19 protein-coding genes and 1 pseudogene are annotated in these 25,422 nt (G+C 41.6%); 9 read left to right on the top strand and 11 right to left on the bottom strand.

The features are described 5' to 3' along the window. Positions 1 to 23: 23 nt before the first annotated feature. Together PSF28_RS15505 and nagK are read right to left on the bottom strand one after the other, a co-directional pair. Positions 24 to 662, bottom strand: coding sequence for an OB-fold-containig protein (locus PSF28_RS15505; RefSeq protein WP_272685308.1), 639 nt, complete (start codon positions 660 to 662; stop codon positions 24 to 26). A gap of 388 nt (positions 663 to 1,050) precedes the next feature. Further along, positions 1,051 to 1,962: an N-acetylglucosamine kinase gene (nagK, locus tag PSF28_RS15500; RefSeq protein ID WP_210840535.1), complete on the bottom strand. Its 912-nt coding sequence runs from the start codon at positions 1,960 to 1,962 to the stop codon at positions 1,051 to 1,053. 248 nt (positions 1,963 to 2,210) lie between these two features. Between nagK and PSF28_RS15495 the strand changes: the two genes are divergently transcribed. Together PSF28_RS15495 and ykgO are read left to right on the top strand one after the other, a co-directional pair. Next, positions 2,211 to 2,471 (top strand): type B 50S ribosomal protein L31, encoded by a 261-nt coding sequence (locus tag PSF28_RS15495; protein ID WP_272666396.1) that lies wholly within the window; start codon positions 2,211 to 2,213, stop codon positions 2,469 to 2,471. A gap of 2 nt (positions 2,472 to 2,473) precedes the next feature. Beyond that, positions 2,474 to 2,614 carry a type B 50S ribosomal protein L36 gene (gene ykgO, locus PSF28_RS15490; protein WP_210840366.1) on the top strand — a complete coding sequence of 47 codons (141 nt, stop codon included), beginning with the start codon at positions 2,474 to 2,476 and terminating at the stop codon, positions 2,612 to 2,614. 164 nt (positions 2,615 to 2,778) lie between these two features. On the opposite strand, the pseudogene PSF28_RS15485 reads toward ykgO, so the two are convergent. Beyond that, positions 2,779 to 3,366: pseudogene (locus PSF28_RS15485) on the bottom strand (MFS transporter); the annotation flags it as partial. A gap of 429 nt (positions 3,367 to 3,795) precedes the next feature. Between PSF28_RS15485 and asd the strand changes: the two are divergent. Next, entirely contained in the window at positions 3,796 to 4,902 is a 1,107-nt protein-coding gene (gene asd / locus PSF28_RS15480) for an aspartate-semialdehyde dehydrogenase (RefSeq protein WP_272685306.1), read from the top strand. 70 nt (positions 4,903 to 4,972) lie between these two features. On the opposite strand, the gene PSF28_RS15475 is transcribed toward asd, so the two are convergent. From PSF28_RS15475 to dnaA, 7 genes are all read right to left on the bottom strand, one after another. After that, complete coding sequence (locus tag PSF28_RS15475) at positions 4,973 to 5,320, bottom strand: DUF1622 domain-containing protein (protein ID WP_004906795.1); 348 nt, start codon at positions 5,318 to 5,320, stop codon at positions 4,973 to 4,975. A gap of 74 nt (positions 5,321 to 5,394) precedes the next feature. Next, complete coding sequence (locus PSF28_RS15470) at positions 5,395 to 6,978, bottom strand: phosphoethanolamine transferase (RefSeq protein ID WP_210840363.1); 1,584 nt, start codon at positions 6,976 to 6,978, stop codon at positions 5,395 to 5,397. Positions 6,979 to 7,187: 209 nt separating this feature from the next. Then, a complete protein-coding gene (locus tag PSF28_RS15465) occupies positions 7,188 to 10,085 on the bottom strand; it encodes an autotransporter domain-containing protein (RefSeq protein WP_272685305.1) in 2,898 nt (965 codons plus the stop codon). Between the two features lie 297 nt (positions 10,086 to 10,382). Next, the gene (gene gyrB / locus PSF28_RS15460) at positions 10,383 to 12,797 is read right to left on the bottom strand and encodes a DNA topoisomerase (ATP-hydrolyzing) subunit B (protein WP_210839148.1); all 2,415 of its coding nucleotides are present in this window, start codon (positions 12,795 to 12,797) and stop codon (positions 10,383 to 10,385) included. An 18-nt stretch (positions 12,798 to 12,815) separates the two neighbouring features. Beyond that, positions 12,816 to 13,910 carry a DNA replication/repair protein RecF gene (gene recF, locus PSF28_RS15455; protein ID WP_198642105.1) on the bottom strand — a complete coding sequence of 365 codons (1,095 nt, stop codon included), beginning with the start codon at positions 13,908 to 13,910 and terminating at the stop codon, positions 12,816 to 12,818. Positions 13,911 to 13,919: 9 nt separating this feature from the next. Then, entirely contained in the window at positions 13,920 to 15,020 is a 1,101-nt protein-coding gene (gene dnaN, locus PSF28_RS15450) for a DNA polymerase III subunit beta (RefSeq protein WP_004906806.1), read from the bottom strand. 5 nt (positions 15,021 to 15,025) lie between these two features. After that, positions 15,026 to 16,417, bottom strand: coding sequence for a chromosomal replication initiator protein DnaA (gene dnaA, locus PSF28_RS15445; protein ID WP_109912543.1), 1,392 nt, complete (start codon positions 16,415 to 16,417; stop codon positions 15,026 to 15,028). Between the two features lie 758 nt (positions 16,418 to 17,175). Here dnaA and rpmH point away from each other — a divergent pair. The 5 genes from rpmH (at position 17,176) to mnmE (ending at position 21,230) form a co-directional block, all read left to right on the top strand. Continuing rightward, positions 17,176 to 17,319: a 50S ribosomal protein L34 gene (rpmH, locus tag PSF28_RS15440; RefSeq protein WP_004906236.1), complete on the top strand. Its 144-nt coding sequence runs from the start codon at positions 17,176 to 17,178 to the stop codon at positions 17,317 to 17,319. 21 nt (positions 17,320 to 17,340) lie between these two features. Next, positions 17,341 to 17,700 (top strand): ribonuclease P protein component, encoded by a 360-nt coding sequence (gene rnpA, locus PSF28_RS15435; RefSeq protein ID WP_004906229.1) that lies wholly within the window; start codon positions 17,341 to 17,343, stop codon positions 17,698 to 17,700. After that, entirely contained in the window at positions 17,664 to 17,924 is a 261-nt protein-coding gene (gene yidD / locus PSF28_RS15430; protein WP_036959180.1) for a membrane protein insertion efficiency factor YidD, read from the top strand. Before rnpA ends, yidD begins: the two co-directional genes overlap by 37 nt. 2 nt (positions 17,925 to 17,926) lie before the next feature. Further along, a complete protein-coding gene (gene yidC / locus PSF28_RS15425) occupies positions 17,927 to 19,576 on the top strand; it encodes a membrane protein insertase YidC (protein WP_004906225.1) in 1,650 nt (549 codons plus the stop codon). A 289-nt stretch (positions 19,577 to 19,865) separates the two neighbouring features. Then, a complete protein-coding gene (mnmE, locus tag PSF28_RS15420) occupies positions 19,866 to 21,230 on the top strand; it encodes a tRNA uridine-5-carboxymethylaminomethyl(34) synthesis GTPase MnmE (protein WP_210839150.1) in 1,365 nt (454 codons plus the stop codon). Between the two features lie 138 nt (positions 21,231 to 21,368). On the opposite strand, the gene fdhD is transcribed toward mnmE, so the two are convergent. Next, the gene (gene fdhD, locus PSF28_RS15415) at positions 21,369 to 22,199 is read right to left on the bottom strand and encodes a formate dehydrogenase accessory sulfurtransferase FdhD (protein WP_210839152.1); all 831 of its coding nucleotides are present in this window, start codon (positions 22,197 to 22,199) and stop codon (positions 21,369 to 21,371) included. A 173-nt stretch (positions 22,200 to 22,372) separates the two neighbouring features. Here fdhD and fdnG point away from each other — a divergent pair, with 173 nt between their 5' ends. Continuing rightward, the gene (gene fdnG, locus PSF28_RS15410; protein ID WP_210839154.1) at positions 22,373 to 25,420 is read left to right on the top strand and encodes a formate dehydrogenase-N subunit alpha; all 3,048 of its coding nucleotides are present in this window, start codon (positions 22,373 to 22,375) and stop codon (positions 25,418 to 25,420) included. Positions 25,421 to 25,422 lie beyond the last annotated feature (2 nt).

Here is a 25,422-nt window from a genome sequence, read left to right as displayed (position 1 = left end):
ATATTTATTTTAAAAAAAAGAAGTTATCCGTGGTGAAATTCATTTTCACTGACAACTTGATAACTGTGCGATGCTGCGTCATAGCTAATGATGACAACATGATCACCGCGTTTTAACTGTTCGGAGGACGGGGCTCGTATTTGTAAAATTAACCCAGCTCCACCATCTTCTAATAGCGCCTCACCATTTTGTTCACTTACTGTTCCCGAACGTACAGTGGCGTATTTGCCGATAAGCTGCTGTACTGTTTTGGGTTTATTGAGACTCACCAATTTTTTGCGCACAGGTTTTAAGCACAAAGCGGTTAAATGAAGAGAGATAAATAGGGTGATCGCAAAAACGGCGAAGCTAACGAGATAGCGTAATAAATCAGTATCAATGAAGCGAATGAAGACATGTACGCTGAAATAACTGATTATCCAACCAAAAAGAGTAAATAACGTGACAATAATGGTGACAGGGATTCCGGCTAAGCCAAGCTTGGTTAACCAGCCAGCAAAACCCGTTGCATCAATACCAGCATCAAATTCGGTATCAAGATTAAATACGTCGATATCCAATAAGCCAAAAGCGGCACATAACCAATAAAATAAAACAATGATTAGCAAACCACTAAAGATAATTGTCGGGAACATCAAACTGTTATGGAAAAACAAACTCATAGGGTTTTCTCTTTATTATTAATGGATTATTGAGCTTTCGTAAAAAGGAACGTTTGTTTAATTTATCACCATAAAATAATTTAATTTAATAATATCTTTTTTAATTAATAGCAGTATCAGACTAGTCTATAAGCACTTTTAATTTTTTGAAGTCTCTTATAGTACTGGTTGTTTATCCAGCCTTATTTGATGAAGTTATTCCTAAAGTGTTATCGATAACAGTAAGACATTAATGAGATAGGATTTTACCATTAATAACTAAGTTGATGATAATCATTCTCAACTATAATAAGCGTGTTTAAAGTACAAAATGGGGAAAAAAATAAGATTAAAGTGATAAATTCGCGCTTCATGGATGAAAACCGTTATGAAGCGCAAAAAAGTAAGATTAGTCTATTAAGTTGAGGAATGCGGCACCTCTTGCGCCTCCAGAGTCACCATAACGTGCTTTTTCGATTGCAGGTAATGTCGCTATGCCATAGAGATATTGTGGAAGCACTTCTGGTAGTTGTTTATAGATCTCTTCAAACTGCGATAATCCTCCGCCAATCACCACTAAATCAGGGTCAAAAACAGTGACAATTTGCCCCATAAACATCGCAAGTAATGACATATAGCGGTTAACATGTTCTTTTGCTTGAATATCGCCTTGTTTATATTGCTCGATAATTTCGATAGCTGAACGTTTTTCATTGGTGAATGAGGAGTAAATACGCTCAAAGCCTGGGCCTGATAGGTAAGTCTCAAAGCAAGCAGTTTGGCCACATCCACAAGTTATTTCAGGGACGTTTTCTCCTAACAATTTGGCTCCACGAACGCTGAGGTTCATGTGGCCTATTTCCCCTGCAATTCCATTTTTACCGGATAAAACCTTACCATTTATAATGAACCCACCACCTACACCAGTCCCTAAAATTAAGCCAAGTACAGTTGGATAGCGTTTAAAATCTGGGTCCCAAGCTTCTGATAATGCAAAGCAATTGGCATCATTTTCCACTTTCACTGGACGCTGCAATATATTAGCAAGATCATAAATTAAAGGTTTATATTGTGCGGTAGGGACGTTGGTTGTAAAAACGGTTCCTTCAGCATGGTTTACGATACCCGGAACACCAACACCCACTTTTCCTTGGCAGTTAAATTTTTCATCAGCTTCGCGCGTGAGTTTGAGAAACGTATTTAAGAGCGTTTGGTAATCATCTTTAGGTGTGGGGACACGTTTTTGCCAGACCTGATTTAGTTCGTTGTCAAAGACGGCAAGTTCAATTTTTGTCCCGCCCATGTCAAAGCCGTAATACATTTTCATCTTCCCCTAATGGTTTATTTATTAAAAAGATAATGTATCTATTTGATAAATAATAAATGATGGAATCTACTAATCTAATTATACAAAAGTTCATTGGAGGATAAATTACTGTTTTGGTATTTATTTTTTATGTGAAATTTTTTCATCGCTTTTCGTCTTAAATATTCTTGAATAAAAAATAATTGCACCACTATTTAAAATGCGTTATTGTTATATTATAACATTACATTTAGGTGGTTATTATGAAACAGGGGATCCATCCACAATACCGTACCGTGGTTTTTCATGACACAAGTGCAGATGCCTATTTCAAAGTAGGATCAACAATAAAAACTGAAAAAACAATTGAATATGAAGGTGAAATATTTCCATATGTCACGCTTGATGTTTCTTCTCAGTCGCATCCGTTTTATACCGGTAAACAGAAAATGATTTCTCAGGAAGGTAAAACGGCACAGTTTCAAAAGCGGTTTGGTCGGTTTTTACAGCCAGAGGGTAAATAAAGATGAAAGTACTGAGTTCATTAAAAACGGCAAAAAACCGTCATCCAGATTGCCAAGTTGTTCGCCGCCGTGGCCGAGTGTATGTGATATGCAAAACAAACCCGCGCTTTAAAGCGGTGCAAGGCTGTAAGAAAAAACGCTAGCTATTTGATTCACACATAATTATAAAATTTTTCCTGTATCGCTTTATATTTTATTTGTTTAGCCATTGCAGATTATTGCTCTCTGCCGTGGCTTTTTTTATTTTAAATGGGTGATGGGGGATTAATAAAAGAGGATATACCAGTTTTTATTTGTTCTTTAAGCCACTGGGTTTTTCTGATAAGGAAATTTTAGGTTTAGTTTCTTTTATGGAGAATAAACAAAATAAGAAGCTAACGACAGCATAGGCCGCCATAAAATAAAACATGGCGGACCAAGGGGAAAATAGCAAAATAACGAAGCCAATAACCGGTGCAAGCACAGGAGCAATGCAGGTGACTCCATTCATAGCAGATAAAACTTTTGTGCGAATTTGTTCAGCAAGCACATCGCGTAATAATGCGAATGTGACGACATAGCAAAAGCCTGCCCCAATACCTTGGAAAAAACGTGCACCTAGAAAGGTCATGACGGTTGATGCTGATCCTGCTATGAGAGCAGCAACAGCAAATAGCGCTGTACCGACTAATATGACAGGCTTTCGCCCAATATGGTCCGCAGACCAACCCGCCAACAGCATTGTAGAGGCCATTCCTGCAAGATAAATAGAAAATGCAATATGTAGCTGGCTTTCTTTTGCATGCAGATCTTCTGCAATAAGGGGGAGCCCAGTTAAGTGCAAGTCGACACCAATTGGATAAATAAGCACGATCCAAAAGGCAAAAAGAACGTATTTTTGCATATTATTGACTCTATCATAATGATAATAAGTCTAATATTAATCGTCAGTGGGTATTCGATACATTGATTAATTGTGAATGGCTGTTTTCCAATATGGAAAAAAGGGGCTGATTTCTTCGATTATTAGCATGATTACTAATCTTCTTATTATTAGTGATGAAATTCACTTGCGCACAGGTGCATATTTTGTCAAGTTTATACTTATCATCCTTCAAGTTGCATGGGTGTTGACTACGCTCAGACTGACGAATCACATACACATGTATGCTCATCGGATTCTCTTCACTTGTCACTTACCTGCAACTCGAATGATATAACGCAAGATACATCCGAAAAATTTCTAGTTTCAATTTGGGTGAATGATAAAAATGACAGTATCCATGTTGTAAAGTCGGAACTGGAAATTTTTTGGTTGAAATTTAAACGAACAGGGTGAGTAAAAATGAAAAATGTCGGATTTGTTGGCTGGCGAGGAATGGTCGGCTCAGTATTGATGCAAAGAATGGTAGAAGAACGTGATTTTGATGCGATCCATCCCGTTTTCTTTACCACATCACAACAGGGTGCAGAAGCCGCTGTTTATGGTGGCCATCGTGGTGTTTTACAGGATGCTTTTGATATTGATGCGCTAAAGGCATTGGATATCATTATTAGCTGCCAAGGCGGCGATTACACCAACGAAGTTTATCCTAAACTTCGTGAATCAGGTTGGAGTGGCTATTGGATTGATGCTGCGTCTTCATTACGTATGAAAGATGATGCGATTATTATTCTTGATCCCGTGAATAACCAACATATCCAAGACGGCTTAAATAAAGGCATTAAGACCTTTGTCGGTGGGAATTGTACGGTAAGTTTAATGTTAATGTCTTTAGGTGGGCTGTTCACTAATAATTTAGTGGAATGGGCATCTGTGGCAACGTATCAAGCGGCATCAGGGGCTGGGGCACGTAATATGCGTGAGCTTCTGGCACAAATGGGGTCTTTGCACACACAAGTTGCTAAAGAACTCCAAGACCCGGCTTCTGCTATTTTAGATATCGAGAAAAAAGTTACAGACTTCACTCGTAGTGGCACAATGCCAACGGATGCATTCGGCGTACCATTAGCGGGTAGCCTGATCCCATGGATTGATAAAGCATTAGAAAACGGCCAAAGCCGCGAAGAGTGGAAAGGCCAAGCAGAAACTAACAAAATTCTTGCGACAGGGAATAATATTATTCCTGTTGATGGTTTATGTGTACGTATTGGTGCGTTGCGCTGTCATAGCCAAGCTTTCACATTGAAGCTGAAAAAAGATATTCCGTTGAATGAAGTTGAGCAATTGCTTGCCTCGCATAATGATTGGGTGAAAGTGGTTCCTAATGACCGTGAAATCACTATGCGTGAGTTAACACCTGCGGCAGTCACAGGTACGCTTAGCACCCCTGTTGGTCGCTTACGTAAACTGAATATGGGCCCTGAATATTTATCTGCCTTTACTGTTGGTGACCAATTACTGTGGGGCGCCGCTGAGCCGCTTCGTCGTATGTTACGTATTTTGCTATAGTTTCTGAACTGTAATCAGTAATTTTATATTAACCTGCACACTAAAATGTGCAGGTTTTTTTGTGCCTAAATTAATGACGAGCGGGGTCATTCTGCGGAGGCTGATGTTCTAACTCTTTTGCTAAGAAGTAGTTTAAGAATGTACGGATCACGGCAATGATACCTAATTTGATAAGGCTATCTAAATCTGGGTCGACGGTCGTTGCTAAAATATCAGCAGCGAGCTGGAACTCTAATGCAGTTGCTAACCAATCACCAAAACAATAACGAGCCTTACGTGATTTCTGGGTGCGTATCCAGACTATCAGGGTTTTTACTAACCCAATTACCACACAGATGACTGAAATAGCTTCTAAAAGTAATTGGAGTACGTGAACACTAGACACCAGTAATTCACGTAAAAAAACTAAATCGAACATTAAGACCTCGACTCGATAAGTAAGCTGGATTCATATTGGTTAACTATGAGCAAATATTGGCAAAATATCGAGTTTTATTGTGGATCTATGGTTTCTGAAGGTAATTGACTAATGGATAAAATGTTCCGATTGCCATCAATTACCTGAATGTTTTTATTGGGTTGATAACATTTACGTAAAGGCGATAAGCAAGCTTGCTGTGCGCCTTGTTGTATATTAAGCCAATCACTGATTAGCCAATAATTATTCGCTGTAGAATAGGGGGACTGCAAATTTTCTGGGTTGATACTTGGTTTACTCGCACTTTGGCTGTACCAAATCAGCAAGGGGATTTCATAGGCTTCTTTTCTTGGGTTGTTAACACCATGATGGTAGTGAATATTGTTATCACTGTCTAAGCGTTGCAATGCGTGATCTGAATAGTACATCAAAGTCGCAGGCTTACTTTCGAGTTGCTGCATAAGGTTTTCGATAAATTTATCGGTATAAGCAATTGAACTGTCGTAGCAATCGTCATCTTCTTGGCCACTAAATGTTTTTAGTTCAGCTTCAGGAAAGCGGTTACAGGCAGGTTCATGGCTACCATATGTATGTAAAACAATGAGTTTTTTCTTATCAGTAGGGTCATTGATAGCGTTATTGAAGTCATCTTGCAGCTCTTCATCATAGCCGACAAATTCGTTCCACGCTTTCTTTTGCGACATAGAGGCAATAGCAGAAATAATACTGGTACGTTTATTGGTTTTGCCTTGGTTGCTGATCCAGTAGGTTTTAAAGCCCGCATGATTGGCTAATGAAATGATATTGTCTGAATAGTGTGATTTATCCTGCATTTGCTCAAAGCGAATATTAGACAGTGAAATAGGAACCGACAAGATAGTCACCGGTGCCGGAGAATACGCTTGTTGAAACGCCAATATTTGTGATTTTCGCTGATTTAAATTAGGCGTTGTATCATATTGATAGCCGTAAAAGCCCATATGGTCACGGCGTAATGATTCACCGATGACAAGTACATAGATTTCAGTATCAGAGGCTTTTTTCTGGTAATTAAAAGCAACCTTTTGTGATGATATTTTTTTTATCCCCCGGTTTTCATATAAATTTTTGACTAAAGCCGCAGCATTGTAGAAGGGAGTATTTAAGAAGTATTTTTCCGTGATCAATAACGCGCTATCAGGTTTATTAAATAATGATACGTAATAGGCTGGAATGGCTAATAGATAGCCACAAATTAGCGCCATACTTATCGCTGTGATACGGCGATTCATGTATTTTGCGCATTGATGAATACATACTAAATAAGCTGAAAAAACAAAAAGATAAAATATAACATAACCAATGTTATAGGAAAGCATTCCTACCGTTTCACTGCTATTGGTATTGATAAAAGTTTCTGCAATCGAAGAAGAAAAGCGGATATCGTGTTTTTGATAAAAGAAAAATGAAACAGATAAATTGAGAGCCCACAGGAGTGAAACAAATACCGTGAAAATTTTGCCAAGCAAAAAACGATAAATACCCGCACATAACAGTATTATCAGCGCTCCTGAAATTACGATGGCAATATCCGCGATATTGCTAACATCTCCACTGAAAAACACAGGAGTTATAGATATCAATAATGCATAAATTAAAATAATAATTTGGCGTATCATAGTGTTATTTTACGTATTTTTGACCTTACCTGAGGTTATAGAGGCAATTAAAAATAATAAGTTAACATCTAATTAACTTAAGACATTGTTCGTTTATAACATAAAAAAAGGTAAGGTAATCAAAATAATGGCGTAAAAAACTGTAAAATCTCGTGATGTTTAGTCATGGCCTGCCCCTCACAACTTGCGAGGGGAGGTGAGATATTGATTTAGAAAGTTACCGCAATTTTGGCATCAATATTGTTATCGCTATAATTTTTTGATAAAAATTTATTATAATTAATTGATAGCTTAGTATTTTCTTTTATATTGATATCGGTACCGACTTTTAATGCCATTCCATGGCGTGATGTAGGAACACTTTGTGTCATAAATGAGCTCGTGGTATCGGAAAAATTCAGTTTTATACCTCTATTCAGATTCCCATATTGATATTGCCAGTTAAGCTCACCATGCAAACCAATATTTGATGTTTTACCTAGTTTCCATTGATTATCAAGACGTAATCCAACAGTTGAAAGCGTTGTATTGATGCGTTGTTTACGCGCCTGCAGTGATGTGCTGCTGATATTTTCATTAATTGCATGGTTCATCGCGCTGATATAAGTGAGATTGGTAAATGGCTCAATATTCATCCAGTTTGAGTTGATTGGATAGGCCAGCTCCATAAATGCCTGATGGGTATTGGTGTAATAGCTCGCAGAGTGACTCGTACCATTACTGATTGAACGTTCGGTATGAATGAGGTGTGACGTGTGACTAAGCCCTGCACGAACCGCGATCGGCTGCCATAAAGCGCTACCATAAATGGCAGCATGGTAGTTATTACTATTGCCGTGGCCAAGATGGCTAGATAAGTCACTTTGGCTAAAGCCTGCAGCGATACCGAAAGTCATTTTGTCGTTAATAAAATGCCTATTTGCCCCAAGCAATAGACCATAATTTGATGATTGATACCCAGTGGCATTGTTATCTCCAGTTGTTTTATCCCAATCATAGAGCATTTTGACCCACACATTGCCTTTGTTTTCGCTACTCCATGACTCAGACAAGCGAGCTTGTTCAAGGAGTGATTCTTTAATCTGACGGCTATTATTTATTTGGTTGGATAATATGTCAGCGTATATTTGCCCTGTGACATCATGAAATATTGCTCGGGCTTGTTGTTTTGTTTGGCTTTTTAATGTTCGGCCATAAAGCGTATGGTGCGTAGGAAGCGTTTCAATCGCTTTAGCCACGGCGATTTGGTTTTGCGTTGCTGCTGCACTAGAAAATGCGGTGTTATTACGCCCTATTTTAAGAGTGACCTCTTTGGGGGTGTAATTTAGTGTCGTTCCAATAAACTGGTAATTAGGCACAACGGCATCAAATTGGCCATTAACCCCTTTTTGAGCACTTAATATTGTATGTTGTGTATTAAATAAGCGGTTGATATCTTGCTTAGAGAGCGGGCTATTTTGATTTTCAAGAGTAACACTGACGGTACCGCCTTTTAATGAGGCAGAGCCTTGGCTGATGAGCTTATCGTTTTGACCTGCTGGATTGATTTCAACCACATAATGGCTGCCTGGAGCAAAAGTCACAGAATCAACAATGTTAATTGTGCCAATTGAGTGGCCGGGTGCAACGACTGCACCTTGGTTGGCGGTTAATTGTCGAATGCTTCCATTACCCGTTAGTAAGCCGTGGTGGTTAATATTAACAGAAGCACCGATTTTTCCGTCATCTAGAACTAACGTTCCTTTTTGGATATCAACTGCGGAGTCTAAGTGTTTTTTAAGGGTAACCGTTCCGCCATTAATGTAGGATTTTTGCGAATATTTATTTTCGCCGGTTAAGACTAAATGGCCTTGATTTACTGTGAAGCCAGCAAAGGTATTATTACCTGACAATACTAATGTCCCTTGGCCTTGTTTCGTTAACTTTCCAGTCCCTTGAATATTATTTTTCCATTCATCTAACTTTCCAAAATTGGCAATATCAAAGTCATTAGTATCTTGATTAATGATAAAGTTTTCATATAAATAAGAGGGACCCTGATAAGCCGCAGGTAAGTTAATTAATCCCCAATAGGAGTTTGGGTCATTTTCTTTGATATTCCAACCTGCAATTGATTGGCTTGGATATGCGGTACTGGCTAAAATATGATCCCATTGTGCATTATTCAAGTAAGGGAAACGTAATCGAAGTAAATAACCTGCCGTTTTGGGTATATTTTTAGGCTCGATCACTGATGTATTTTGCATTTCTTTTTTTCCATAATAACCCATGTGGTCATTGGTTATAGGAGTAGAAACTGTTAGGCAATTTAGTATGTTATTTGAACATGGTGATGAAATATCATTGCGAATATTTTTTGCCGAATCAACAATGAATTTGGTATTCTTCTCATCGGATAGGAACTGTGATAATAAATAATAATTACCTACACGAGAAGCGATTGTATCAGTGGCAAAGTGTGCGCCAACAATCACGCGGCTTTCACCATATTCAATAGCTCGATTGAACGTTTCACTGCCCTTTTCAGGAAAAATCATCGCCAATACCGCAGCTTGCTTAAAACCATTCCACGTATGACCGCTAGGGTAAGATGAGCCCTGTATTTGTGAATAGCCTGCAATATAGTGACCTTCGTCATCCAATACTTGGTAAGGACGACCGCGTTTAAAATGGTCTTTTAGAATAAAATCAATTGATCTAGTACGCTGTTTTTTTTCATCATAGGCACGAGTACTTGTATCATGTAATAAGCTGATTTCTTTATATTGGTTATGGTCTCTTAGATTAATATCATGTTCGCCAAACAGTATTGTTTGATAACTGTTAAATAAATAACCTGAGTTCTGGGACTTATCTGCGAGTGCTAAACTTTCCCGCTCACCAGTGATATTGATGTATTCGTTACTAATAAGCCTATCTTGCTCAGCAACTTCGCTGCCTTCTTTAGGTGTATTATTAATAATATTATTTTTAATATCTTCAAGCCACGCACCTCTTGTATCAATAATATTTTTCTCTAATTCTAAAATATTAGTTTTTGCTGTTAGAGTATTCATGAATATGAATGGCAATAAAGTCATTGATGCTGAAATAAAAGTTTTTCTCATTATAATTCCGCCGATGCTATTGGTAAAAATTTCATTTTGCGGAGTTTATTTATAATATATTTATTTTTTATGACAGTTTTGAAAATAAAAAAACATTATTAATTAAAGCGTTAAGGTTTATTTTTAATTGTTTTATTCTTTGTAAAGTGATTTTGTATTGATTGGTTTAGTTTTTTTGCTTTTTTATTATTGGTTTAATTAAATCGTGAAAATAAGATAATAATTATAGAAAAAATCAAAAAAATAACCCCAAACTTTCGGATGGGGTTATTAAACACTATTTAGTTAGCTGAATAATTAGATATCAATATTCGCTGCTTTTAAGGCATTTTCTTCGATAAATGCGCGACGTGGCTCAACAGCATCACCCATTAACGTGGTGAATAGTAAGTCTGTTGCAATCGCATCTTTCACCGTTACACGCATCATACGACGCGTTTCTGGGTTCATGGTGGTTTCCCAAAGTTGTTCTGGGTTCATTTCACCAAGACCTTTATAACGCTGTACGTATAGGCCGCGACGAGACTCACGTGTTAACCAAGCCAGAGCTTCTTCAAAATTACTGATATCTTGGCGACGTTCACCGCGCTTGATATAAGCACCTTCTTCAATTAAGCCGCTGATTAAGTCGCCTAAATGAGTGATACGGCGGTATTCGCTGCCATGAACAAAGTCAAAATCGAGGTTATAGTCGGTATCAACACCATGGGTGCGAATGCGGATCGTTGGCTCGAATAACTGACGTTCACGGTTTTCGTTAATCGTATAGCTATAAGTGCTACCGAATTGTTCGTTATCTTCTAAGCGCTTAACCAGCGTTTTAGCCCATTCCTCTACTTTTTCACTGGTTTTTAAATCATCTTCAGTCAAGGTTGACTGATAAACCAGGCTATTAAGTAGGGCTTGAGGGTAAAGGCGCTCAAGGCGACGAATAATACGATGTGCGGCATTATATTCGACAACCAGTTTTTCGAGTTCTTCACCTTTCATGGCTGGGGCTTCGGCACTTAAATGCAGTTCCGCGCCATCAAGGGCGATAGAAATCAGGTAATCGTCCATCGCATCGTCATCTTTAATGTACTGCTCTTGTTTACCACGTTTCACTTTATACAGTGGTGGTTGAGCAATAAAGATATGACCACGTTCAACGATTTCAGGCATTTGGCGATAGAAGAAGGTCAATAGTAACGTACGAATGTGCGAACCATCGACGTCAGCATCCGTCATGATAATGATACTGTGATAACGCAGTTTGTCAGGGTTGTATTCATCTCGACCAATACCACAGCCTAAAGCCGTAATCAGGGTTGCTACTTCTTGTGAAGACAGCATTTTATCGAAACGCGCTTTTTCTACGTTTAGAATTTTACCTTTTAGTGGCAAAATGGCTTGGTTCTTACGGTTACGGCCTTGTTTTGCAGAGCCGCCCGCGGAGTCCCCTTCCACAAGGTACAGTTCAGATAGCGCAGGGTCACGTTCTTGGCAGTCAGCCAGTTTACCTGGCAAGCCAGCTAAATCTAACGCACCTTTACGACGAGTCATTTCGCGAGCTTTACGCGCTGCTTCACGTGCGCGCGCTGCATCGATGATTTTACCCACAACGATTTTCGCATCGTTCGGGTTTTCCAGTAAATATTCAACTAGTTTTTCGTTCATCATCGTTTCAACCGCTGTTTTCACTTCGGAAGAGACCAATTTTTCTTTGGTTTGTGATGAGAATTTAGGGTCAGGAACTTTTACTGAAATAACTGCAATCAGGCCTTCACGAGCATCGTCACCGGTTGCGTTGACTTTGCTTTTCTTCTGATAACCTTCTTTTTCCATGTAGTTATTCAATGTGCGTGTCATTGCTGCACGGAAACCTGCGAGGTGAGTACCTCCATCGCGCTGAGGAATGTTATTGGTGAAGCAGTATACATTTTCTTGGAACCCATCATTCCACTGCATTGAAACTTCAACGCCAATTCCGTCTTTTTCAGTTGAAAAATAAAAGACAGAAGGGTGGATAGGGGTTTTATTACGGCTTAAATACTCAACAAAGGCTTTGATACCGCCTTCATAATGGAAATGGTCTTCTTTGCCATCGCGTTTATCGACGAGCTTAATAGAAACACCTGAGTTTAGGAACGATAACTCACGTAAACGTTTTGCTAAGATGTCATATTCAAACTCAGTCACACCTTTAAAGGTGTCCATGCTTGGCCAAAAACGAACGCGTGTTCCTGTTTGATCAGTTTCACCGACAACAGTCAGAGGCCCTTGAGGCTCACCGTGTTTGTAGATTTGTTCGTGGACTTTGCCGTCGCGACGGATAACTAATTCTAATTTTTCAGATAAGGCGTTAACAACTGAAACCCCAACACCGTGTAAACCACCGGAGACTTTATAGGAGTTGTCATCAAATTTTCCGCCTGCGTGCAGAACGGTCATGATAACCTCTGCGGCAGAGACGCCTTCTTCTTCGTGGATACCTGTAGGGATACCACGTCCATCATCCTGTACGGAGATAGAGTTATCGGCATGGATAGTGATCACGATATCATCACAAAAGCCTGCGAGGGCTTCGTCGATAGCGTTGTCGACAACCTCGAAAACCATGTGATGAAGACCTGTTCCATCGTCTGTATCACCGATATACATGCCCGGGCGCTTACGCACCGCATCCAGTCCTTTTAATACCTTGATACTTGAGGAGTCATATGTATTCGACATCAACGTTTCCTGCTCTTTCTATTCCTGAGGTTGAACTTCTATTTTGCCATGTTCTACACTAAACATCTTGCTATTTGCATCTATCATATCATTAACTTGCTCAGGTGTAATGGCACTGACAAACACTTGTGCTTGTGTAGCTTTGAGGCGGGCTGCCAGTAATTGGCGACGGCCTGCATCAAGTTCAGAAGCAAAATCATCCAGTAGATACAGGCACTGTTGCCCGCTCTGATGGGTGAAAAACTCACCCTGCGCTAATCTTAATGCACACATAAGTAGCTTTAATTGACCCCGTGAAAGCATATCTTCAACAGGTGTTCCATTTGCTCGAATACGCAAATCAGCTTTATGTGGCCCTGAAGCGGTATAGGTTAGCGCTCTATCACGCTCAAATTGGCGCTCTAATTGTTCTGAATAATCAATTTCTTTATCCCAACCGCGTTGAAAGGATACTGAGAGTGAAAATTCGGGTAAAAATTGTTGGCAAGTTTGCTCGATATTTTCGGCAATACCTGCAATATAGTCATGGCGCCATTGGCTTATTTGCTCTGAAAGCGGTGCCAGTTGTTTATCCCAATGACGAATTTGCTCATAACGCGTAACTTGCCGTAAAGCGGCATTGCGTTGTTTTAATAACCGTTTTAAATCTGACCATACTGAAAAAAACAGCGGGTCATTGTGAAAACAACCCCAATCAATAAAAGCACGTCGATATTTAGGACCACCATTTAGCAAAGTAAACCCTTCAGGGGTAATCAGTTGCATTGGCAATAATTTTGCTAGCTCTGCAATTTTATGGCCATCAGTACCGTCTATTCGAACTTTACTGTCACCATCACGGTTTTTGCTTAAACCTAATGAAAGGTCGTTTCGCTGTTCATCTAAATGACTAAGTTTACCATGAAGAATGAATTGCTCTTGCTCATGACGAATAACCCGGTTCGCTTGAATGCTGCGAAATGCACGGCCATGCCCGAGTGTATATATGGCTTCCAATATGCTGGTTTTACCGCTCCCATTGGGGCCAATTAAAAAATTGAACCCATTAGCAAGGGAGAGATCCGCGTTTTCAATATTTCGAAAATCACGGATCAATAAACGCGAAAGGATCATAAATACCGATTACAAGCGCATTGGCATGACAACATACACCGCTGCTTTACTGTCAGCGTCTTCAATCTGCACACTGGAAACGGCATCGGTTAACAGAAGTTGCACATTTTCACTTTTTAGCGCATTTAAGACATCTAAGATGTAGCTGACGTTAAAGCCAATTTCCATCTCAGTACCTTGATAGCTAACATCAACAATTTCTTCAGCTTCTTCTTGTTCTGGGTTATTGGCAGTAATGCGCAGTTGGTTTTCACTGAAATACAAACGTACACCGCGGAATTTCTCATTCGATAAAATTGCAGCGCGAGAAAAGGCTTGCTTGAGTAAATCACAGCGTGCTTCTAGGGTTTTGTTTGGATTTTTCGGTAGTACTCGGCGGTAATCAGGGAAACGGCCGTCAACCAATTTAGAGGTAAAGATAAAATCCCCAACGTGAGCGCGAATATTATTACTGCCAATTTGCAGTTGTAGAGGGGTATCACCACCATCTAACAAGCGCATTAACTCAATTACCCCTTTACGAGGCACTATCACTGAATGAGAGGGTAGCGATTGACCAATATCCATTGCACACACGGCAAGCCTGTGACCATCAGTGGAAACGGTTCTGAGCATTTGGTCTTCGGTTTCAAATAGCATACCGTTAAGGTAATAACGGACATCTTGGTGTGCCATTGAAAACTGAGTGGCTTCAATTAAACGTTTCAGTATTGATTGCGGAAGAGAAAATTCCACTTCACTTTGCCAGTCATCCAAGTTTGGAAAGTCAGCGGCTGGCAACGTGGATAATGAAAAGCGGCTACGCCCAGAACGGACGAGCAGTCTGTCATCATTCAGCTCTACATGAATTTCAGAACCTTCAGGTAACCCACGCCAGATATCAAAAAATTTGCGTGCGGGCACGGTGGTTGCACCAATTTCGTGCTCCCCTGTTAGGGCAACATTGGCCATCATCTCCATTTCAAGGTCGGTCCCAGTGAGTTGGAGGGTGCCTTCTTTTACCTGTAATAAAAGGTTACCTAAAATAGGCAGAGTTGGACGCCCACCTAAAGGACCACTAACCTGTTGTAACGGTTTTAATAACTGCTCGCGTTCTATTGTAAATTTCATAGCAATTAAGATGATAATGTTCTGATTAAATTAGAAAAATCTTCTTTGATGTCATGGCTTTCTTCCCGTAATTGTTCAATTTTACGGCAAGCATGTAACACCGTGGTATGGTCACGGCCGCCAAAGGCATCCCCGATTTCAGGTAAACTATGGTTAGTCAGCTCTTTTGCCAGTGCCATTGCCATCTGACGCGGACGCGCGACAGAACGGGAACGGCGCTTAGACAGTAAATCTGCTACCTTAATTTTATAATATTCAGCAACTGTTTTTTGAATATTATCAATAGTTACCAGCTTTTCTTGTAGTGCTAATAGGTCACGCAGTGCTTCTCTGACAAAATCGATAGTAATCGCGCGGCCAGTAAAGTTTGCGTTGGCAATCACACGATTTAACGCCCCTTCTAACTCACGAACGTTCGAGCGAAGGCGTTTGGCGATGAAAAAGGCCACTTCACCCGGAAGTTGAATCTCATTTTCATCTGCTTTTTTCATTAAAATCGCCACGCGAGTTTCTAACTCTGGTGGTTCGATTGCAACGGTTAGACCCCAACCAAAACGCGATTTTAAACGATCTTCCACCCCGTTAATCTCTTTTGGGTAACGGTCAGAGGTCAAAATAATTTGCTGATTGCCTTCGAGTAGCGCATTAAAAGTATGGAAAAATTCTTCTTGCGAGCGCTCTTTGTTAGCAAAAAACTGGATATCATCAATGAGTAGTGCATCTACAGAACGGTAATAACGTTTGAATTCTTCAATCGCGTTGTTCTGTAGAGCTTTGACCATATCTTGAACAAAACGTTCAGAGTGCATATAAACCACACGAGCGTTGGCTTTATGCTGCATAATACTATTGCCGACAGCATGTAATAAGTGGGTTTTACCTAGACCCGTTCCACCATAAAGAAACAATGGGTTGTAGGCACCACCTGGATTTTCTGCCACTTGCCTCGCTGCGGCGCGAGCCAATTGGTTCGATTTACCTTCAACAAAGTTATCAAAAGTGTGCTTAGGGTTTACATTAGAACGATAAGCAACCTCTGGTTGTACTTTGGCTGAGTTGTCCCAACTCGGTTTAATTGGGGCTGACGGAACGGCAAACGCAGGTACTTGTTGAGTTGTACGTGCTTGTGTTGCTGCCGGTGCGACTGTAATCGGTTTGTTGCCTACCTCAAAGTGTAGTGCAGGCGCGTCAGTTCCACAAAAGTCATTCAATAATTCATTGATATTATTGATGTACTTGTCTCTAACCCAGTCGAGAACGAAACGATTTGGGGCATAAAGTGCCAGCGTATTGTCGTTTAATTCAGCTTGAAGGGGTCGTATCCACATACTGAATTCTGTGGCAGGTAGTTCATCCTGCAATCGGGCAAGACATTGCTGCCAAAGCGAAAGTGACACGTTGGACTCCCCTAAACAAGGTCAATGGAACAAGAAGTACGGATGTAAACAAAGAGTTTCTCGGGCTCATTCTTAGTGCTATGACCCAAAAATATTTTAGATTAACGCTTACTTACTGCATATTGCCGATCGATGGATCAGAAATAGACCAGCGATCATACCGCAAAATTAGTCAGAGATCTCCATTCTTTTACACAGTTTTTATGCTTTTTATCCACAGGTAAATGTGATAAGGCTCCTCTTATAAAGAAGAAATAGACTGGGCTACCTAAATTTATCGTCATTTTTCCACATGCTGGGGATAACTTTAGACGATTTACAGTAAATATTCTGTATGATCAAAAAATATTTTTAGATCTCTTGAAGATCCTTGCGCTTTGGGTCGGAGTCCGTATAATCTTCCTCCCTGTGTACAGTACAGATGTGATTTTTACACGAAACTGAGGTAAACTTGTTGGGCTATATCGCTTTATTTTAACGTTAATGTTAGGTGGAGCGGGGCAAAAACAGGTTTTCAGCCAGTATGCGAATGTAATCATTCGTCGGCTGTCACAACATATGTCGGCAAACCGGTCAGCCAGGCTATAAATAAAAGTGGTTTGATTGCGTCATTTCATTGACGTGACCCCCTATGTTTTATTACAATCCTGCCTCTTTCTATATTGTTGCGATAGAGGCACAGGTGTAAATCAGTTTCCACTGGTTGCCAACGCGTTTACTGAATCAGTAATAAATTTAAAAGTTAGGTAGAAATCGTTATGAAACGCACTTTTCAACCGTCCGTACTGAAGCGCAACCGTTCACACGGTTTCCGTGCTCGTATGGCCACTAAAAATGGTCGTCAGGTTCTGGCTCGCCGTCGTGCTAAAGGCCGCGCTCGTCTGACCGTTTCATCTAAGTAATAAAGCTAGCCCTCTATTCAAGTGGTTACGCTCGCTTTTACCCGGGAGTTACGTTTGTTAACTCCCAGGCATTTCGATAATGTCTTTAAGCAGCCGCAGAGGGCGAGTTCCCCAGAGATAACAATCCTTGGTCGCCTAAACGAGCTGGGGCATCCCCGCATCGGTCTTACCATCGCCAAAAAAAATGTTAAACGAGCTCATGAGCGAAATCGTATTAAACGGTTAGCGCGTGAATATTTTCGTCTGCATCAACATGAGTTGCCTTCAATGGACTTTGTGGTATTGGTAAGGAAAGGGGTCGCTAATCTCGACAATCAACAGATCACGGAAGCATTGGATAAGTTATGGCGTCGTCACCGTCGCTTGGCTCAAAAATCCTGATCATGCTGATCAGAGGCTACCAACTGGCAATTAGCCCGTTGTTAGGGCCTCGTTGTCGCTTCAATCCTACTTGTTCAAATTACGGAATTGAGGCATTGCGCAGGTTTGGTATGCTAAAAGGGAGTTGGTTAACGGCGAAACGCGTATTAAAATGCCACCCTTTACACGCTGGTGGAGATGATCCTGTCCCACCTAGAAAAACTGATGATAATAGAGAATTATAACGATGGATTCGCAACGCAATCTTCTACTCATCGCTTTGTTGTTCGTGTCGTTCTTAGTTTGGCAGGCCTGGGAGAGCGATAAAGTTGCTCAGGACGTTAAAACTGTTCAAACTTCGCAACAAGCGGATATGCCAAGCAGTGATGCTCAAGCCGTAACTGGCAGTGGGCAAGGTAAGCTCATCACAGTCAAAACTGATGTACTGGATATTCGCATCAATACTCGTGGTGGTGATATCGATGAGGCTGACCTGTTAGCCTATCCTGCGACCCTTCATTCGGAAAGCCCTTTCCGTTTACTGGAAACTAATCCAGGCTTTGTCTACCAGGCACAGAGTGGTTTGATTGGTCTTCATGGTCCAGACAACCCAGCAAATAATAATGGCGAACGTCCGCTGTATAGCGCAGATTCTACAACTTTCACATTAGAGAAAGGCCAAGACGTCTTGCGCGTACCAATGACATTTACTGATAACAACGGTGTTGTGTATCAGAAAACGTACATTGTTAAACGTGGCCAATATACTGTTGAAGTTGAATACAGTATTCAAAACCCAACCGCTCAACCACTGAGTCTCGCTTTCTTCGGTCAGTTAAAACAAACTATCGAGTTACCTAAAGAGCGTGACACTGGCAGCAGCAATTTTGCTCTGCATACCTATCGTGGTGCGGCGTATTCTTCTGATGAAAACAACTATAAAAAATATAGCTTTGGTGACATCGAAGATAAAAACCTCGACTTAACCACCAAAGGTGGCTGGGTAGCCATGTTGCAACAGTATTTTGCAACGGCGTGGATCCCAGCAAGTGCTGAAAAGAGTACTTTCTACACCATTGACCTTGATAAAAAGTCTGCCATCATTGGCTATAAGAGTGAACCAATGACTATCGCAGCTAATGGCGCTGGTACTTATTCATCAACGTTATGGGTTGGTCCTGAAATTCAGTCTGAAATGGCTGCAGTTGCACCACATTTAGACTTAACCGTTGATTATGGTTGGTTATGGTTTATCTCTCAGCCACTGTTTAAACTGCTGAAATTCATTCACGGTTTTGTGGGTAACTGGGGTATTGCCATCATCGTTATCACCTTTATCGTTCGTGGTATTATGTACCCGCTGACTAAAGCACAGTACACCTCGATGGCGAAAATGCGTTTACTGCAACCTAAACTGGCTGCAATGCGTGAGCGTATTGGTGATGATAAACAACGTATGAGCCAAGAAATGATGGCGATGTATAAAGCAGAAAAAGTAAACCCACTGGGTGGTTGTTTACCTCTGCTGATTCAAATGCCTATCTTCCTTGCACTTTACTACATGTTGATGGGTTCTGTTGAACTGCGTCACGCACCGTTCTTTGGTTGGATACAAGACTTGTCTGCACAAGACCCGTACTACATTCTACCAGTGTTGATGGGTGTGACGATGTTTGTGATTCAGAAAATGTCACCAACCGCTGTGACTGACCCAATGCAGCAGAAGATTATGACGTACATGCCAGTCGTGTTCACTATCTTCTTCCTGTGGTTCCCATCAGGTCTGGTTCTGTATTATATCGTGAGTAACTTAGTCACCATCATCCAGCAACAAGTGATTTACCGTGGTCTGGAAAAACGTGGTCTACATAGTCGCGATAAAAAAGAGAAAAAATAATCTCGCTTCTCAGTAAACTGAGAATGGCTTCACAAAGCGGGATTCTATAGTAGTATTAAGGCGACCAAACACGGTCGCCTTAAGGTTTTTAGCAACGCGGGATAAAAGCGTGGTTTTTCCCGCGTTGTGTTATCAGTCGAAAATCAATAAATTGATTTTCCTGATTTACTTTCAAAACCAACAAAACAGCTGCCAAATATATTATGTTTGGCAGCTGTTTGAAGGCGACCAAACACGGTCGCCTTTATTCTTTTCAAAAATAGTTTTTAAGTCAAAACAGAGAAACATCATGCAAATCAACGATACTATCGTCGCACAGGCAACACCTCCCGGTCGTGGTGGTGTCGGTATTTTACGTGTATCTGGCCCGAAAGCGGCGCAGATTGCTGAAATTGTGTTGGGAAAACTCCCTAAACCACGTTATGCGGATTACTTGCCATTTCGTGATGAGGATGGCTCTGTTCTTGACCAAGGCATCGCTCTTTATTTTCCTGGCCCAAATTCATTTACGGGTGAAGATGTGCTTGAATTACAAGGACACGGTGGCCCAGTCATTCTTGATTTATTACTCAGAAGAATATTGACGATTGATGGTATTCGTATTGCCAATCCGGGTGAGTTTTCTGAGCGGGCATTTTTAAACGATAAGCTCGATTTAGCCCAAGCGGAAGCAATCGCCGATTTGATTGATGCGAGTTCTGAACAAGCAGCGCGTTCAGCGATGAATTCTTTACAGGGCGCATTTTCTTCTCATATTCACCAATTGGTGGAAGCACTCACTCACTTGCGCATCTATGTGGAAGCAGCTATCGATTTCCCAGATGAAGAAATTGACTTCCTGTCTGACGGGAAAATTGAAGCTAAACTCAACGAAGTCGTGGCAGATTTAGAACAAGTTCGCTCCCAAGCGCGCCAAGGTAGTTTATTGCGTGAAGGAATGAAAGTGGTAATTGCAGGGCGCCCAAATGCAGGAAAATCGAGCTTGCTAAATGCATTGGCGGGACGTGAGGCTGCGATTGTCACGGATATCGCGGGAACGACGCGTGATGTATTACGTGAACATATTCATATTGATGGTATGCCATTGCATATCATTGATACCGCAGGCCTACGCGAAGCCAGTGATGAAGTTGAGCGAATTGGTATTGAGCGTGCATGGAAAGAGATTGAACAAGCGGACCATGTGCTGTTTATGGTTGATAGCACCACAACCAATGCCACGGAGCCACAAGAGATTTGGCCTGAATTTATGGCGCGCTTACCTGATGAACTTCCGGTCACCGTAATTCGTAATAAAGCAGATATGACAGGCGAACCGGTGGAATTCATCAATGATACGCGTTATCCGTTAATTCGTTTATCTGCACGCGAGGAAAAAGGCATCGATTTGCTGCGCGATCACCTGAAAGAAACCATAGGCTTTAATAGCAATACAGAAGGTGGTTTCCTTGCTCGTAGTCGCCATTTACAAGCACTGAATGCAGCCGCTGTTCACTTAGAACAGGGCTATGACCAGTTAGTGAATGCTCGCTCCGGTGAGTTATTAGCGGAAGAATTACGTTTAGCTCAGTTAGAACTCAGCGAAATTACCGGTGAATTTACCTCTGATGATTTATTAGGCCGTATTTTTTCAAGTTTTTGTATTGGGAAGTAATACGGTATCATCTAAAACCTACACGTCATACCGTGTAGGTTTGTTTTATCGGTAGTCCCCTTCATTTTTCCTGCCTTAATTCGCTATTAAGCTATTCTGACTTCTCTTAATCTAAAATGATTATCTTCAGTTGGAAAGTTAATCCCTTACCCGACTCGGATGGGTAAACACCGTCGCTTTACCTTGACGACAAAAGCCGACTAGCGTCAAGTTGGCTTTCTCTGCTACCTCGATAGCGAGCGCGGTAGCGGCGGAAACAGCAAATAGAATTTCTGCACCGCAACTGGCGGCTTTTTGTACCATCTCGTAACTGGCACGGCTGGAAACCAGTACTGCGCCGTGTTGCCATTGGTTACGATGTTTCATGCCTAACAGTTTATCAAGTGCCACATGACGGCCGACATCTTCACATCCACCGACTAATTGCCCTTCTGGTGAAATCCATGCGGCTGCATGGGTACAGCCTGTCAGTGCGCCAATTTCTTGCACTTTTTTCAATTCATGTAATGCATTATCGAGGTGCGAGAGAGAGAAGGTTTGGGTGAAAGGTAAGGGGGCGATCGGTTTGAAAATTTCATCGAGTTGTTCAGTACCACAAATACCACAGCCCGTACGCCCTGCTAAATTACGGCGACGTTCTTTGAGTTCCATAAACCGACGGCTAGATAATTCAACCTGTACTTCAATTCCGCGGTTGCAACCTTCCACGATATCAATTCCACGAATTTCATCACCTGACTGTATTATCCCTTCAGAAAGTGCGAAACCGACTGCAAAATCCTCAAGATCTTTTGGCGTTGCCATCATTACCACATGGGATATGCCATTGAAGACTAAAGCGACAGGAGATTCTTCTGCTACATAGTCATTTACGGGTAAATTCAGGTTGCCTTTTTGTTGCACAGTTGTGTGATTTAAGCCAATCATTTTGGTTAATTTGGAGTCATTTGTAGTATTTGTTTCATACATTAGATGAATTCCTAGCATTAATGATACATAATATTAATTATGGGTAAAAAGAATTTACACCATTTGCCGGGCAATGAACCTGGGACGTAAGGAAGACGTTGAATAAAAACAGTTTACCTGATTATCGCAATTGGCGTTAGGTAAACATGAGCAATGTAAATGAGGAGATCCCCATGCAAGTCAGCAGAAGGCAGTTCTTTAAGATCTGCGCTGGCGGTATGGCAGGTACGACGGCAGCGGCCTTGGGTTTTGCACCCGCCACCGCGTTAGCGTCAACGCGCCAGTATAAATTACTGCGTGCGAAAGAGACCAGAAATACCTGTACCTACTGTTCTGTCGGCTGTGGGCTGTTAATGTACAGCCTCGGTGATGGCGCGAAAAATGCAAAAGAGAGCATTTTCCATATTGAAGGGGACCCGGATCATCCGGTAAACCGTGGTGCACTTTGTCCGAAAGGTGCTGGACTTATCGATTTCATCCACAGTGAAAGCCGCTTGAAGTATCCTGAAGTGCGTGAGCCGGGTACTAATGAGTGGAAACGTATCACGTGGAACGAAGCGTTTGACCGTATCGCTAAGTTAATGAAAGAAGACCGCGATGCGAACTTTATTGAGAAAAATAAAGATGGTGTCACGGTAAATCGTTGGCTGACCACCGGTATGCTATGCGCATCGGCGGGGAGTAACGAAAGCGGATTTGTAACGCAAAAATTCACCCGCGCTCTCGGCATGCTTGCCGTTGATAACCAAGCGCGTGTCTGACACGGACCAACGGTAGCAAGTCTTGCTCCAACATTTGGTCGCGGTGCGATGACCAACCACTGGGTTGACATTAAAAATGCAAACCTAGTTGTCGTTATGGGTGGTAATGCGGCAGAAGCGCATCCAGTCGGTTTCCGCTGGGCGATGGAAGCTAAAATCCATAATAAAGCCAAACTTATTGTTATTGACCCACGCTTTACCCGTACTGCGGCAGTGGCGGATTTTTACACGCCTATCCGTTCGGGTACAGATATCGCGTTCTTATCAGGTGTTATCAAATACTTACTGGATAATGAAAAAATTCAGCGTGAATACGTGGAAGCGTATACCAACGCCAGTTTAGTTATTCGTGAAGATTATGGTTTTGATGACGGCCTGTTTACAGGTTATGACGAAGAAAAACGTCAATATGACAAAACCACGTGGAACTATGAGATGGATGAAAACGGCCTTGCGCTGCGCGATCCGACTCTGAAACACCCACGTTGTGTGTTAAATCTATTAAAAGAACACGTCAGCCGTTATACACCTGAAGTGGTGAATAACATCTGTGGTACGCCAATTAAAGACTTCTTGCAAGTCTGTGAATACCTTGCAGAAACGAGTGCTAAAGATAAAACAGCATCGTTCTTATATGCATTAGGTTGGACTCAACATACCGTGGGTGCGCAAAATATTCGTACCATGGCGATGATCCAATTACTGCTGGGTAATATGGGGATGTTAGGCGGTGGTGTAAACGCACTGCGTGGTCACTCCAATATCCAAGGTTTAACTGACTTAGGTCTACTGTCGCAAAGCTTGCCGGGTTATTTAACCTTACCATCAGACAAACAAACCACATTAGAAAGTTACTTAGCTGCAAACACGCCAAAAGCAACGGTTGAGGGTCAAGTTAACTATTGGGGTAACTACCCGAAATTCTTTGTCAGTTTGATGAAGACTTTCTACGGAGATAAAGCGCAGAAAGAAAATAATTGGGGCTTTGATTTATTACCTAAATGGGATCAAGGTTACGATGTATTGCGCTATTTTGAGATGATGGATAAAGGGGAAGTTAACGGCTATATCTGCCAAGGCTTTAACCCATTAGCGTCATTCCCGAATAAAAACAAAGTCGTTAAGTCGCTGTCAAAACTGAAATTTTTGATTACCGTTGACCCACTGAATACGGAAACGTCGAATTTCTGGCAAAATCACGGCGAAATGAATGATGTGAATCCGGAAGAAATCCAAACTACGGTATTCCGCCTGCCATCTTGCTGTTTTGCTGAAGAAAATGGTTCGATTGTTAACTCGGCACGTTGGTTGCAGTGGCACTGGAAAGGTGCGGATGCCCCAGGTGAAGCGATCAGTGATGGTGAAATTCTGTCTGGTATTTTCCATCGTCTACGTCAACTGTATGCCTCTGAAGGCGGTGCGGTACCTGAACAAGTTCTAAGTATGACTTGGAATTACTTCGACCGAGATAATCCAACGCCAGAAGAAGTCGCTCAAGAAAACAATGGTTATGCTTTAGTTGACTTGAAAGACGCTGATGGCAACGTTCTGGTGAAAAAAGGCGAACTGCTGAGCTCGTTTGCCCAGTTACGTGATGACGGTACCACTGCGAGTGGCTGCTGGATATTTGCAGGTAGTTGGACGCCAAAAGGCAATCAAATGGCTAACCGTGATAACTCTGACCCAACAGGTCTGGGTAACACATTAGGTTGGGCATGGGCGTGGCCTCTGAACCGCCGTGTGATTTATAACCGTGCATCAGCAGACCCAATGGGTAAACCGTGGGATCCAAAACGCCAAATCCTTGAGTGGGATGGCAGCAAATGGACAGGGATGGATATTCCTGACTATAGCAATGCCGCACCAGGAAGTGGTGTTGGTCCGTTTATCATGCAGCCAGAAGGTATGGGACGTCTATTCGCACTGGATAAAATGGCGGAAGGCCCATTCCCAGAGCACTACGAACCTATCGAAACGCCGCTGGATACCAACCCTCTGCATCCAAATGTAGTTTCGAACCCTGCTGCTCGTGTGTTTAAAGATGACTGGGCGCAAATGGGTAAAGCGACAGAATTCCCTTATGTGGGAACGACTTATCGCTTGACTGAACATTTCCACTATTGGACAAAGCATGCCTTGTTAAATGCCATCATTCAGCCACAACAGTTCATTGAAATTGGTGAACGTCTGGCGAATGAAAAAGGTATCAAACAAGGTGATACGGTGAAAGTTAGCTCTAAACGCGGTTATATCAAAGCAAAAGCCGTGGTCACTAAACGTATTCATACGCTGAAGGTGGCGGGTAAAGATATCGATACCATCGGTATCCCTATTCACTGGGGCTTTGAAGGCTTGGCTGTGAAAGGCTTTATTGCTAACACGTTAACGCCGTATGTGGGTGATGCGAATACTCAGACACCGGAATTTAAATCGTTCCTTGTCAATGTGGAAAAGGTGTAAGG

Source organism: Providencia sp. PROV130, assembly GCF_028482225.1.
GTDB lineage: Bacteria > Pseudomonadota > Gammaproteobacteria > Enterobacterales > Enterobacteriaceae > Providencia > Providencia rettgeri.
Note: the sequence above shows the minus strand (reverse complement) of the source record. Positions and strands in the feature narration are given on the sequence as shown.